The organism is Nostoc sp. DedQUE05 (assembly GCF_034530955.1).
In the GTDB taxonomy this organism is placed as follows: domain Bacteria; phylum Cyanobacteriota; class Cyanobacteriia; order Cyanobacteriales; family Nostocaceae; genus Nostoc.
The window spans coordinates 17,339-30,909 of record NZ_JAVRCB010000043.1 but is presented as its reverse complement, the minus strand read 5'-3'; the positions used below and the strand labels follow the sequence as shown (position 1 = coordinate 30,909).

The 13,571-nt window shown below is 41.4% G+C and carries 13 protein-coding genes; 7 read left to right on the top strand and 6 right to left on the bottom strand.

Annotated elements, in window-relative coordinates:
* Nucleotides 1-374 precede the first annotated feature (374 nt).
* Entirely contained in the window at nucleotides 375-848 is a 474-nt protein-coding gene (locus RMZ42_RS26575; RefSeq protein WP_322674233.1) for a hypothetical protein, read from the bottom strand.
* 205 nt (nucleotides 849-1,053) lie between these two features.
* Between RMZ42_RS26575 and hetZ the strand changes: the two genes are divergently transcribed.
* The 3 genes from hetZ (at nucleotide 1,054) to RMZ42_RS26560 (ending at nucleotide 5,888) form a co-directional block, all read left to right on the top strand.
* Entirely contained in the window at nucleotides 1,054-2,259 is a 1,206-nt protein-coding gene (gene hetZ / locus RMZ42_RS26570) for a heterocyst differentiation protein HetZ (RefSeq protein ID WP_322674232.1), read from the top strand.
* The gene (locus tag RMZ42_RS26565; RefSeq protein WP_322674231.1) at nucleotides 2,252-3,229 is read left to right on the top strand and encodes a PatU; all 978 of its coding nucleotides are present in this window, start codon (nucleotides 2,252-2,254) and stop codon (nucleotides 3,227-3,229) included. Before hetZ ends, RMZ42_RS26565 begins: the two co-directional genes overlap by 8 nt.
* Before the next feature lie 337 nt (nucleotides 3,230-3,566).
* The gene (locus RMZ42_RS26560; RefSeq protein WP_416211837.1) at nucleotides 3,567-5,888 is read left to right on the top strand and encodes a transglutaminase TgpA family protein; all 2,322 of its coding nucleotides are present in this window, start codon (nucleotides 3,567-3,569) and stop codon (nucleotides 5,886-5,888) included.
* Nucleotides 5,889-6,099: 211 nt separating this feature from the next.
* On the opposite strand, the gene RMZ42_RS26555 is transcribed toward RMZ42_RS26560, so the two are convergent.
* On the bottom strand, nucleotides 6,100-6,828 hold the full coding sequence (locus RMZ42_RS26555) for a hypothetical protein (protein WP_322674230.1): 729 nt from the start codon (nucleotides 6,826-6,828) through the stop codon (nucleotides 6,100-6,102).
* A gap of 484 nt (nucleotides 6,829-7,312) precedes the next feature.
* Between RMZ42_RS26555 and RMZ42_RS26550 the strand changes: the two genes are divergently transcribed.
* Entirely contained in the window at nucleotides 7,313-8,644 is a 1,332-nt protein-coding gene (locus tag RMZ42_RS26550) for a hypothetical protein (RefSeq protein WP_322674229.1), read from the top strand.
* A gap of 151 nt (nucleotides 8,645-8,795) precedes the next feature.
* On the opposite strand, the gene RMZ42_RS26545 is transcribed toward RMZ42_RS26550, so the two are convergent.
* The 3 genes from RMZ42_RS26545 to RMZ42_RS26535 all read right to left on the bottom strand — a co-directional run bounded on the left by RMZ42_RS26545 (nucleotide 8,796) and on the right by RMZ42_RS26535 (nucleotide 11,325).
* A complete protein-coding gene (locus tag RMZ42_RS26545) occupies nucleotides 8,796-9,233 on the bottom strand; it encodes a response regulator (protein WP_322674228.1) in 438 nt (145 codons plus the stop codon).
* Nucleotides 9,234-9,401: 168 nt separating this feature from the next.
* The gene (locus tag RMZ42_RS26540) at nucleotides 9,402-10,772 is read right to left on the bottom strand and encodes a DUF3370 domain-containing protein (protein ID WP_322674227.1); all 1,371 of its coding nucleotides are present in this window, start codon (nucleotides 10,770-10,772) and stop codon (nucleotides 9,402-9,404) included.
* A 31-nt stretch (nucleotides 10,773-10,803) separates the two neighbouring features.
* Nucleotides 10,804-11,325 (bottom strand): peptidase C15, encoded by a 522-nt coding sequence (locus RMZ42_RS26535; protein WP_322674226.1) that lies wholly within the window; start codon nucleotides 11,323-11,325, stop codon nucleotides 10,804-10,806.
* A gap of 58 nt (nucleotides 11,326-11,383) precedes the next feature.
* On the opposite strand from RMZ42_RS26535, the gene hisH reads away from it, so the two are divergent.
* Both hisH and rsmD read left to right on the top strand, forming a co-directional pair.
* Nucleotides 11,384-12,019, top strand: a complete 636-nt coding sequence (hisH, locus tag RMZ42_RS26530) for an imidazole glycerol phosphate synthase subunit HisH (protein WP_322674225.1) — start codon at nucleotides 11,384-11,386, stop codon at nucleotides 12,017-12,019.
* 105 nt (nucleotides 12,020-12,124) lie between these two features.
* Nucleotides 12,125-12,715, top strand: a complete 591-nt coding sequence (gene rsmD, locus RMZ42_RS26525) for a 16S rRNA (guanine(966)-N(2))-methyltransferase RsmD (RefSeq protein ID WP_322674224.1) — start codon at nucleotides 12,125-12,127, stop codon at nucleotides 12,713-12,715.
* 47 nt (nucleotides 12,716-12,762) lie between these two features.
* On the opposite strand, the gene petG is transcribed toward rsmD, so the two are convergent.
* Nucleotides 12,763-12,876 carry a cytochrome b6-f complex subunit V gene (gene petG, locus RMZ42_RS26520; RefSeq protein WP_063721252.1) on the bottom strand — a complete coding sequence of 38 codons (114 nt, stop codon included), beginning with the start codon at nucleotides 12,874-12,876 and terminating at the stop codon, nucleotides 12,763-12,765.
* A 209-nt stretch (nucleotides 12,877-13,085) separates the two neighbouring features.
* Between petG and RMZ42_RS26515 the strand changes: the two genes are divergently transcribed.
* Nucleotides 13,086-13,460, top strand: coding sequence for a cytochrome c (locus tag RMZ42_RS26515; RefSeq protein ID WP_322674223.1), 375 nt, complete (start codon nucleotides 13,086-13,088; stop codon nucleotides 13,458-13,460).
* Nucleotides 13,461-13,571: the final 111 nt, after the last annotated feature.

Here is a 13,571-nt window from a genome sequence, read left to right as displayed (position 1 = left end):
GGTTCTTAAGGATTTCCAAAAAATAAATTACTACTTGGGGAGTGAATAGTGTTTGACTGAGCGCTCACTCTAAAGACTTACCCGTTTTTGGTTACTGGGTACTTCACAATCAAAAATGGGATATTTTTTATGTGAAAGTTCTTAAGTATAAAACTCTGCTTCACTAGGAAACTAAAATTTGAAAAGGGAAAATGTTCACTGATAACTATTTTTTAATCAATTTTAGGTTTCATCGAAAGTTGAGTCAATCGTATGGTGTAACGGAAAGAAAAAATTTCTTTTTTCACTGATTTAAAAAACTTTTTTAAAGAAAATTGAGATTTAAAAATTTGGATGTGGGATTGTATCTAAAAAACCCCACATCCAAATTTTTTCTATGCAATATCAGGGGGGATCTGTTTAGGCGATCGCTGTTGTCGTAACTGTTTCTGCATGAGTTTTTCTAGTTCAGTTCGCCGAACTTCGACGGTATGAGTGGTCTTACCCGGCGTCTCCAAAAAAACGATACTATCTACGGGTTCTAATGCCACCAATTGGAACAAAATATGGGTGACAGGAGTAATTTTAGCTAGCATTTGAGGGTCAAGCCCATCAGGGGAAATTAGAGAGACATCCTGTATGGTAGGGAAAGCGTAAATCACACGTTTTTCCAATCCTGGGTTAGCACGATTGCTTAATGTAGTTAAAACCCAGCTTGACTCCGAATTTTGGAGAATATAGTACTGGGAGTAGCGTAATTTTTGAGCGATCGCTCTAAGGGCAGGAGCAATTGCTGCAACAAGGTGTGGTGTCACACCATCGCGGGGTGCATTGTCAATCAGCAATTGAATTTGTGCTTCTAAATCCATAATGACTTGTATACGGCTCCTGGGTAATGGCAATAACATCTATCAAGTGTGAACAATCCCATCAGAATTGGGAATAATAAAATCAGCCATATCCTCAATATAGGATTGGCCTGCGTTTAGCTTATACGTAAAACCAAACTAGCCAATACCCACAGTCCTACAGGTTGTATTTAAGTTAAGTTAGGGTCTTTTGAAAACCGAGACTATGAATTCAGCCGCAACCGCAACTATTCCATCTGCAACTATTCTGGGAGAAAATTCTACAGGCGTGGAGGCGATCTTTCAACTCCTGTCCAAGGAGTTTCAGCAGTCAACCAAAGCTTCGGAACAGAATTGTCACGACGTAGCAAGACGTATTACCACCGAAGTCTACCGGATTTGTCATGAGAGTAAACGTATCCAAGCTTCTGGATCTGTAGAAAGCTCGGCGATGACCTTGGCTCGGCATCGGCTGCAACAGTGTCTCAGGTACTATCAGTTGGGTTCAAATCGGGGCAGAGTCGAATTACACAGTACTCTGAGTGCAATTATTTATCGATATATTAATCCTCCTCAGAAGCAATTGAGCTATCAAGGGCGGCTGACGATAATTGAAGATTTTCTCCAAAGTTTTTATTTAGAAGCGTTGAACGCTTTCCGGCGAGAAAATCAGCTTGGTGCCACTTATCGCCCTCAGACACTCTTGGAATTGTCCGAGTATATGGCATTTACCGAGCGCTACGGCAAGCGACGCATTCCCTTACCAGGTCGCCAGCAACAGCTAATTATCCTCCGGGCACAAACTTTTTCCCAACAGCAACCTCCAGAAACCAGCGTAGATATAGAACAAGCCGCAGAAGGTAGCAATAATGAAGGTGACGGTTCTTGGGAAGAACCAGCAATTCACCAATTGCGCTCGACAATGGCAACGCAAGCCGAACCCGAACCCGAAGAAGACACCTTGCGCTCCGTTGTGGTTACGGAATTAATGAATTATCTCGAACAACGACAACAATCTGACTGCGCTGATTATTTTTCCCTCCGCCTCCAAGATTTATCAGCACAGGAAATTGAGTCGATTTTAGGTTTAACTCCTCGTCAGAGAGATTATTTGCAGCAGCGCTTTAAGTATCATTTGATTCGCTTCGCCCTGTTGCACCGTTGGGAATTAGTTCACGAGTGGCTGGAAGCTTCTTTACACACAAACTTGGGTTTAACTCCTCAGCAATGGCAAGTATATACAGCACAGCTGGACAATAAGCAACGGTCTTTATTAGAGTTGAAGCAACAAGGACAAGCTGATGAAAAAATAGCAAAAACTTTAGGGCTGTCAATGGCACAACTACAAAAACGATGGTTTAAGATTCTTGAGCAAGCTTGGGAAATTCGTAACTCATTAGTTTCCGGATCGGGTGCATCTACTCATGAATAGTGACTCAGAATCCTTACAACACCGGTGTCTCGATTGGTTATTGACAGATGATGTCAAAAATAACGAGCGATCGGTAGAATGTGAGGAAAATGACGGGGTAAAAAACCTCCTCAAGGAAGCCACTGCTTCAAAAAGCAGTGAGCCAAAATTAGGAGGAACGCCCCAGACCTTTCAATTGGGAGAAATTCCTACTGTGCAAGATCGTTTTCAAGCTGTCCTTAAGCATCGGCTACAAATCCAAGCCCAAGAACATCCACCGTTGTTTCCTTGGGAAACACAATTAATCGAATATCCTGATTTTGTTGATGAGCCGTCAATGACACTCGTTCCTAGCTGGGGATGGATGGTACAACAGTCAAAGTTGACCTTGCCAACCCGCTTACCGGAAAGAGTTTTCCAGCAATTGCTAGAACAATGTCAGGCTTTAGTGACATCTTCAGTGCCATTGGGGGCAAAATTAGTTCAAGTGGTGGAGAACTTTTTTCCCAATGAGTCTCAAGCACTAAATGATATAGCTGGATTGGTGCTAAGAAGCACCTATCGGTCTGCAAGTACTCTGGAGACAATGCCCGCTATTCAGAGCGATTACTCAGATTTACAACCGCGTCAACAGATGGCTTTGTCGTTGCTAGCAGCTAAACAACTGCTGGAAAATCTGACTCTACCAGTTTCAGTAACCACTCCGGTAGTAGAAAGACAGTGGCTAACCAGTGTTGGTGCTTTGAACATCAGAGTAGAATACCAGTCTCTAGGTAAACTTACGAAGTTGCTTGTTCAAGCTGAGTTACCTGTTAAAGGAACTTTGACGCTGCGGGGAAGTGGCACTTTAGCAATGACAACATCTTCGACTTCGGGATACTTAAATGTAGAGTTAGGCTGCGAGCAACTTAACCCAACTTATACCCTAGAAGTTGAATTTCCAGAAATAGACGAACAGTCGTTGTTGTTTGTGATTAATCCCACGATTTAGTTGAAATTGCCACCGCTAGCACACTATGTCAATCAACGCCGATATATATTAAGAGGATTTTCCTGGTTTTGAAGCTCATCCTATTTTTCAACAAGCGGTCATTAGGGTGTCTACGAGAAGCAGTTATTACAAAGACACAGGGACGCGAGAATATGGGGACATTGGGATATTGAGAAAGTATTTGATTATTTCTCAATTCACCGTATCACCCATTTCTCGTGTATCTCCATCTCTACCCCTATCCATAATTAATTTTTTTGACACAGTACTAGGGTAGGCAATTACGTCCCCCGCATTGTGTTTTTTGCATCTACATCATTGCTTCTACTAGACTCAAATGTTTAACTTATCCAGGATGAATCGGTTTTGGCGTATCCCTGTAGGTAGTTTCTGGCGGCAAAATCCGCAGGGGTCGCCTTTGATTGAAGGGGAAGATTCAATTTTATTGCGGGTGCTGGTGCTAGCGTTGGTTATTTTGGGAATTGTGGCGACGGATATTGCTGCTGAGACTTCATTCAGTTTTTGGGCGTTACCCCTGAGTGTTGTGGGTGCAATTTGGAGTTATTATCGTCGCCGCGATCGCAATGTTGCAATTAAATTCTGCATCGCCATTGGAATGTTAGTAGCACTGGGTGCTTTCTTTGGGCGATTAGTCGGAGAGTTGAATGATACGCGGTTGGGTTTGGCAGAGTTATTAATTCAACTCCAGGTGTTACACAGCTTTGATACACCCCGCCGGAAAAATTTGGGCTATTCGATTGTGATCGGACTGATTTTATTGGGTGTAGCAGCAACCCTAAGTCAGACTTTAGCATTTGCACCTGTGTTGCTGTTATTTTTAGCGATCGCTCTGCCAACTTTAGTACTAGATTACCGCTCGCGCTTGGGTTTGCAGCCATTAAAAACTCAAAAGGAAAAATTCAATCAGAAGAATTCCTCAAGTCTTAATTTTAAATTTTTAATTCTAACTTTTTTACTAATTGTCGGTCTGGGGCTGGCAATTTTTGCTGTTTTACCCAGATTTCCTGGTTATCAATTACGGAATTTTCCTGTAAGTTCTGCTATTCAAGTAAAAAGTAATTTCACTGGTCGTAGTATCATTAATCCCGGTTATGTCCGCCAAGGTAAAGGTGAGAATCAAGGCAGTGGTAGCGGTGGTACAGGACAAAATAAAACAGGTGAACCAGGTAAATTAGATAATAATTTTTATTACGGTTTTAATAGCCAAATGAATCAAAACCTGCGGGGCGAGATGAAACCCAAGGTTGTCATGCGGGTGCGATCGCAAGCTGAGGGTTTTTGGCGAGTATTAGGATTCGATCGCTATACAGGTAAGGGATGGGAGGTTTCTCGGAATGAAAATGTTACAACTATCAGGCGATCGCCTTGGTCTTACCAAATTTTTATTCCCCCATCTGTACTCACTGCTAAAACCCAAGAGGTCGTACAAACTTATACAGTGATATCGGATTTGCCTAACCTAATTCCAGCGATGGCTAATCCCAAGGAAGTTTATTTTCCAGCACCAGTGATCGCTCTTGATAAAGAAGACGGATTGCGATCGCCTGTAGAATTATCAGAAGGATTCACCTACACAGTAGTTTCAGAAGTACCATATCGCGATCGCACTAAATTAGGTGAAGCTTCTACTAAATATCCAGAACAAATTAAAAAGCATTATCTGCAAATTCCTCCCGAAATTGCCGAAAAAGTCCGGCAACGTACCGAAGAAATCCTCACTAACTACAATCAAGAAAAAGTCGCAAAGTCTGCTAAAAGCCTGGATTCACCCTACGAAAAAGCTCTCTACTTAGCTCAATATTTAAAGCAACGCTACTCTGTTCCCCAAAATCCTTTAGAACTACCTTATTTGAGTGAAAAAGAAGACTTGGTAGAAACTTTTTTGTTTAAGCAAAAGGGAGGCTATCCAGACCACTTCTCTACAGTTCTCACAATAATGTTGCGTTCCATTGGCATTCCAGCGCGGTTGGTAGCAGGGTTTAGTGCGGGAGAATTTAATCCATTTACAGGGCTGTATGTTGTTCGTAATACTGATGCTTATGCGATGACGGAAGTGTATTTTCCGAAATATGGTTGGTTTGCCTTTGACCCTATTCCCAATCATCCCCTGATTCCGCCATCAATTGAAGATACTCAGACTTTTAGTGTGTTACGCCAATTGTGGCATTGGGTTGCTGGCTGGCTACCTTCTCCGCTGACAGGTTTGTTGAATAATGTATTTGAGACAATATTTAAATGGGTGATTAGAGCGATCGCTTGGTTTTTAGCTTTATTCTCTCAAGGTTGGTTTGGTGTATTAACTGGCTTAATCTTGTCAACTACAGCAGCTTTCTTCGCTTGGCTAGGTTGGGGTCAGTGGCGAGAGTGGCGCAACCGCCGATGGTTAAAGAAATTGCCAGCGATGGAGAGTCTTTATCAACAAATGCTGCAATGGACAACTCAAAAAGGTTTAGGCAAACATCCAGCACAAACACCTTTAGAGTATGCCAGAGTCTCATACCAGCATCATACTCTAGCAACTGCTGAAGTCATAGATGAAATTTGTCAAGCTTATGTTGGCTGGCGTTATGGCGGTCATACACCTAACTTGCAGCGATTGCGACAAAGATGGCAAGGTTTGAAAAAAGCTACTAAATAACTCATTAATCCTAAGTCACTTAGTTGACTTAAATACCCCCCTACAAAGAAATTAAGGCAAGTAATTGATGGCTTATCTATGTATATAATTGGGTTATTTTTAATCTCTGGAGAAGTCTAGAGAGATTATTCATATTGATTACCTACAAAATAGGAAATAAGAGTAGTAGCGTGTGTTATACCATAGGCTAACACACCTTAATACTCTCTTCTTAACCATTATTTTCGTCTACTTCTAAACTCTTACTCTTGTTCCTATTCAAGTATTCTTCAAACAATTCAAAAAATTTCTGTAGTGCCTCATGCTCGTCTACAGAATAGAAAAGGATTATCTTAGACCATGACTGACCTGACTTAATCCCATATTTTTCTTGAACCCATGATTGAAAACCTTTAAATTCTCTTTCCTGCTCAGTTAGGGGTACGCCAACTTCTCTTTGAGCCAGACTATATCCCCGCAAAAGCATATCAAGCTTAGTAATTGAGCTAGTACCTAAGTACATTCCAGGTCTTTTCTTGATACTATCCAGAAGCTCATAGAGAGCGCGTACTGAAAACCTCAAATCATTCCCAGAAGAGTTAAGGCTTTTTCCATTTTCCTTATTTGGTGAACTCTTATTTCGTTTCAAAAATATTTCAAACAGTTCAAAAAAATTAGAAAAAGCACTTATTTCACTACCACCAAAAAATAGAAGTATACCAGCCCATGATTGTGAAATATTAGTTTTTTCTCTTTCTTGTATCCAATCTTGAAACCCCTCAATTCCAGACCCTTCTCTATCTAATCCCATCTCACTTCGAGTGCTTAAATATCCAACTAAAAATGAATCAAGACAAGTAATTGATGGCTTATCTAAATACATGACTGGGTTATCTTTAATATCTTGGAGAAGTCTAGATAGATTCCTCATATTGATTACTCCAATTAAATTTAGCGTCATTGTCCACCACGCTGAAAGTAAAACCAACCTGTTTTACGCAAAGATCCACGAGCTAAACCTTTTATGCCGAGTTCTGGGATGATTTACCCCATCGTCTTTGATGCCAATCACTTGCTAGGAGCTTAACTCTCAAGCAGCATAGTAGATTTAAAATAGGAGAAGTAAGCTTGTTCTTTAAAACCAACCGATAGCGATTTTGATATCACCACAGTACAGCTTGCGGTCTGAGTCTAGATCCTACAGGTGGCGATCGCTAGTAACTCAAATAAAATACCATAACTGCGATCGCTGTCCAAACACCACACTGCCGATTTCGCCAAGGATTTAATCCCAATAACCTGGCTGTGACAGATGTCAGCTGTAGTATGCCTGCACGATCAAACCTATTCTGCTAAGTGTGCATTTCCATAAATCTAACAATAGCTAGATGCTGAAATTCTCTCAAAGGCTATAATTTACATCTGTTGCACCGAGAGATTAACTTGTGGATGTCATATTAGAACGATCGCACGAATTAAAACAAGCCTTAGTTGATTTTGTCCTTGATGCTGAAGGCGAACTGGCACAAGCACTAGAAGTTTATGCAGCAGAACAGTTGCGTCGTGGAAGTGGTGATAGTACGCAGCAGGACTTAACCATCGATAGCTTTTTGACAAATGGGAAAGTCGGTGATAAGTCACCATTAGAGTTGTTTATCGAAAGCCATCCAGATTTAACAGAAAGCGATCGCAGCCTAATCAATAGTTGGCATCATAGTTTTATTGGCTTATTTGCCATCACTAATATTTTCCCTGATGGTTTTGAATTGAGGAACTGGTTGACAGATAAACAATACATTGTCAAGCCAAACAATACTCAAACATTACAGGCAATATCTCGGTTGAAGGTTGGAGAAATCTTGCTAACTCGCATTTCTCCCGTTACCGATAGCTACTGGATGTTTTCTGGCCCCTACACAATAATGGGTAAATTAGGTAAACCAAAACTTGCTGTAGCTATTGGTAATTTTAAAGAAAACTATAAAAGTAATCTTTACAGCGATGCTCCAGACTTACTAGAAGAAGCTTGGCAGTCAGTAGAAAAATATCATCAGCAGTTTGTGGACTTTTTTGGCACTGATGAACTCACGCTACCTGGATACCAGCTTAATAAAAAAATAGCGGAGCTTCAAGAAGTAATTACTGAAAAAACCTTTGCAGCCGCAGGAATTGATACTTCTAAATCTCTTGCGGAAGTAGCAGAAGCAGCTGGAATTGGCGATGAGGAAATAAAAGCAGCTGCACAAGAATTTGGTGCAGATTCCAACATAGTCTCTGAGATGTTTAACAACAAAAGCAGCAAGAGCAAAATGGTGATGCCAAAGGTTGATTTACCTGCTGAACTCAAGAAAGCAGAACAGGTAACGGCTCTTTCTCATCCCCGTTGGGGACAAATGTTTTTACCAACCTATAGTAAAGTACAAGCAATCTTATCGGCAGAGGACTGGCAAAGTGTTCAAGGGGCAGAAAAACTAATTCGCTACTACCTCGAAGATAAAAGTATTAATGCTTTTATTTGGCATCGATTGGCGCAACAGTATCCAACTCAATTAGAAAAGGTGTTGCAAACATTTTTGCAACGTCCATTTAGGCTTGAAAGTGACTTGGATACACTTTTGCAAGAATTCCACAAACCGATTGAGCCAGAGTTGCCAGACATTGCCAGTGTACCCATACATTTGCATAACTTATTTCAGGAAGCTTTAGGAGAAGTTAGCAAATCTAAGCCCAAGGGTAAGGGGCAACAAAAGCCAGCAAAGGGTTTTCAACGAAGCTAACAAATATATCCAACATTTTACCCTACTCACTTAGGGTTCTATGGTTTCCTTTCTTAAAATCGTTTTTAGGAGTGTATAGCTAGCTGTGCGCTCCCACAGAGTATTGTGTGAAATCAGTATCAAAAACGAGATTGAGGCTGGCTAGTTATATTTACAGATCGGTAGATAACAAATGAACAATCTCATCTACAATTTCTTCTGGACTCTCAAGCTTGACTAGAAATCGATTAAAACCAGCATTCAAAGCCTTATAGCTTGAGACTTCCCGTGTATAAGAAGTGATAGCGATCGCAGGTAACTGTCTTAAAAATTGGCGAGAATGCACTCGAATCTGCTCAATCAACCAATTTCCATCATGTTCGGGCAATTTCATATTGCACAGCAGAATATCGGGATGAAGCGATTCAACTAAGGCAAGAGCTTCTTCTGCATCAGTTAAAGCCATCACCTCTGCACCGGCTGCTTCCAAAATGAAGATGAGTAAGTCTGCAATATCTGGCTCATCCTCTACCAGTAAAATCAAGATTCCAACAAGCGGCTGGAGCGAATTTAATTCAGTTTCTTGATTCATTTTTTGATCTGTTGCCATGCCGTCCTTTTATTTCCTGCTAAAGTCTGCTATTTCTATTGCAGTGTATGCAGCGGAATAAGTATTCACCCTAAATATAGAAACTTGGGGTGAAAAGCTCTAGAACAGGCTTTAATTATTTTTTGGTAACAGGTAATTAGAAAAAAGTCCTTACCCATTACTCATGACTCATAACCGAGGTTCAGCCTGAGTTGAAACTGTTAATACCTGCGGTGGTGTAGCATCCGGTGGATAAAGAAAGTCTACTTCTACCAAAGAGCGATCGCCTGATTTCATCTTTAACAAAACTAATGGTTCCCCTGGTTGACCTCTCTTTTGTACTAAATGCACAAACTGAGTTTGCGGCTGATTTTGGTCATTTTTGTAACGTACTCGCACTGTTCCTCGAAAAAATACTTGAGGATCTGGTGTACTCAGAAAGCGTAACCCTGGTTTGACTAACCGATCTTCCTTTAGTGGTGTTTGTATCGACACACTAACAGTTTGAGAACTTTGAGTATTGTTGTATAGCGGCAACTTGAGATTATATTGAATTCCATAGTTGCCATGAGCGCGATATGCGGTGTCAGGATAGCGCACTAGCATAGGCGCACTTTGAATTTGACCAGTTCCTAATGTACCGCCATGCAGGGTATTCAGAGCGTAGGAAAACACTTGACCAGGCTGGGGAATAGTTAGATATCTGGCTTTAGGATTATCTACTAATAAAGCTCTCCATCGCGAACCACCAACGACTCCCGCAACTCGCCCATAAATTCTTGGCTTACCAGTTTCTTCTAAGGGAGTGGGAGTTTTATCTCGCGGCACAGCCAAATCGCCATTATCTAGTAAATTCTGCCACTCTTCTAAAGTAGGCGATCGCTCGCTGCCATCAGGATTCTCCCGTGCAAACATCGCTAGGCTAGCTGCATAGACAGTGCCATCACTTTGCAGTCGTATGAATGTAGACCGACCATTTAAAGGTGGTGTCAATCCCTGTACAGGAATTGGTAAATTGAGTAACATCCGACTTTGCTTTGGTGGAATCTCAATTTGGGCAGGAAAAATCTCTTGTCGTACTCCCCGAAGCACATCAGACATGACGCGATCGCCTGGCCCGGAAAAAACTTTACCTAAAAGATTTTGGCTAAAAGATGGTAACTGAATAAATGGTGCATCCGGTTGACTTAAATAACTCGCCGCCTGCCAAATATTTACTTTCACTGGTTCCAAACTAGGGTTATGCAAGATTATCCCTAAATAAAGAGAACGCAAATTCTCTGGTGGTTCAGCCTTCGCAACGTGATGGGCAAAAATATCAAATCGTCCCCGAAAGGGAAAATTCAGATGCGCTGTTGGTACTTTTTTCCCATCTGGTGGAAAGGTGGAAAGTAAAATCCCTTCTTTCAAAACCAATTCTGGACTATTGCTGTTAAAGGTTGGCACTGTATCCAATTGACCTGGTAAAGGACGTACTTCTTGTGGTTGGACGACTTCTTCAGGTGGTAGCTTGGCAGGAGTTGATTGGGCAATTGGAAAAATTAGTAACAATGGCAACATATACTTAGATATTTATTTCACCATACAGACATTAACAACTTGATGAAAGTGCCAGTTTGTTAATAATTAATACGAAATCGGCAAGAATCTCCATCAAATTTTCTTGATTGAGAACCGGAACGTGGACAAAGATACAACGTGCTGTGAGTTTATTTTGGCTTAAGTAGTCCAACACTGAATAGTAAAGACCTTCACAGACAAATTTTCCACAGTCATAGCTAATCTGAATTTTTGCTGCTCCCGCCACTAATTTTTCTAAATCAACTTCTGTCTGCAAAACAATTTCTCCACAGCTAGCAACTGCTTCCACACTTAATTGTGTACGGCTTGCAGCCATGCCACAACAGATGATGTAATCAGGTTGGATTGCCTTGATTTTTTCCATTACCTGAGTACTAGCAAGTTGCACATCTACGGGTAACTGGCGTAAAAAAGTTAAGTCATGTGGTATCAACTCAAGTTTGCTCACTTCAAGTAATAAATCATCAGAAGAATTTGACTGTTGATCTTTTAGCCAAATGTCAAAAGAAGTTAATAGAATTCTTTTCTTCATAACAAATATTATTTAGAATAGAAAAACCCTCCATAATAAATTTACAAGGAGCAGGTAAATGCCAGTAATTGCGGTCGTAGATTACGAGATGGGAAATTTGCACTCAGTTTGCAAAGGGTTGGAAAAAGCTGGGGCAACTCCGAATGTTACTTATTCTCCAAAGGAATTAGAGCAGGCAGATGCTATAGTCCTACCGGGAGTGGGAGCATTCGATCCAGCAGTGCAACACCTGCGATCGCGTGGTTTAGAACAACCTATTAAAGAAGCGATCGCATCTGGTAAACCTTTTTTGGGAATTTGTTTAGGATTACAAATTCTCTTTGAATCAAGTGCCGAAGGTACTCAACCAGGGCTAGGAATTATCAAAGGAAAAGTGCGGCGGTTTCGTCCAGAAGCTGACATCACTATTCCTCATATGGGATGGAATCAACTAGAAATCACTCAACCAAAAAGTATTTTGTGGGAGCATTTACCCTCCGATCCTTGGGTATATTTTGTCCATTCCTACTATGTTGACCCGATAGACCCGCTAATCCGTGCAGCAACTATCACTCACGGCACTCAAACCGTCACAGCTGCGATCGCTCATGAAAATTTGATGGCAGTACAATTTCACCCCGAAAAATCCTCTAATATCGGATTGCAAATCCTGTCTAATTTCGTTGCTCAAGTCCGCGAAAAAATTCCTGCATAATTATTTTGTCATTTGTCCTTTGTCCTTTGTGAATAAATCAAAATCACCACCGACCATTAAACATTGACTAATGACCAATGACTAATGACTAATGACTAATAACTAATGAGCCTGAGAATTTACGGTAATCGCCAGCTAAAAACTTTACCAGGGAAAGAAACTAGACCTACTAGTGCGCGGGTAAGGGAGGCAGTATTTAATATTTGGCAAGGAGAAATCGCAGGTTGTCGGTGGCTAGATTTATGCGCCGGTACTGGTTCAATGGGCGCAGAGGCTTTGTGTAGAGGAGCCAGCCTAGTAGTGGGAATTGAACAATCGAGCCGAGCCTGTGCCACCATTCAACAAAATTGGCAGCAGTTAACTAATGCCAACCAGGAATTTCGGGTATTGCGGGGAGATATTACCCAGCAGTTAAAGACTTTATCAGGTAAACAGTTTGATAGAATCTACTTCGATCCACCTTATGCCAGTGGATTATATCAGCCAGTATTAGAAGCGATCGCTCATTATCAACTTTTAGATCCTAGCGGTGAAATCGCAGTTGAACACGCCTCACAAGGTTGGACACCGCCAGAGATTCCCGCTTGGGAAATTTGCCGCCAGAAAGTTTACGGCAACACATCACTTACTTTCTACAGAATTCGGAATCAGGAATCAGGAGCAGATAAAGGAGATGAAGAAGAATATGACTCCTAACTCCTAACTCCGAACTCCTAACTCCTAACTCCTAACTCAGCACTCCCTCATCCCCCCAGCTGATTGGGGCGCTTGTATTGCTTATATGCAGCGTAAAAAAGTCCAGCGAGAGTTACGAAAACTAGACCAAGGACAATACCTGATAGCAGGGGTTCAACCACTGTAAATCTCCTCTTTGTAATTATTAAATATTCGTTGCCTGTTTTTGATTTTACCAAATTTCGTATGAATCCTGCGCCCTACAGCCCTTTGGAGTGCGACTGGTCACAAAAAAATAGTCTTCTGTGCTTGCAGACACAATCAAGAACTTTTAAGCTATGTGTAGGAAATGAAAACTTTTTAGCACACCTAGACTTTCACAGCAAACCTTTTGGATAACCAGATTAACAAACCTGAAATTTTGATTCAGCGGATCGTTTTATTGACGCTGACTATACTGCTAGGAGTCCCTTTGGGCTTTTTTGGTGTTCAGTTGGTTCAAGCCTCCGATCCATACGTCAAGAGTGTTCTATCCCTAACAGGAAACCCAGTTCAAGGACACGCGATATTTCAAATTAACTGTGCTGGTTGTCATGGCTTGGAAGCAGACGGGCGAGTGGGGCCCAGTTTGCAAGCTGTTTCAAAGCACAAGTCTCGGTATGGGCTGATTCACCAAGTGATCAGTGGCGAAACACCGCCAATGCCAAAATTCCAACCTAGTCCTCAAGAAATGGCGGATCTTTTGAACTATTTAGAGTCTTTGTAGACTTAAGAATTTTTGGTTCAGAACTTTACGCAACTGGCACAAGCAATAGTGTGCGAAGCGCACCGAGCACCCAAAAACTACATAGAAGGCAGTAATATCTGGACGTTTTAG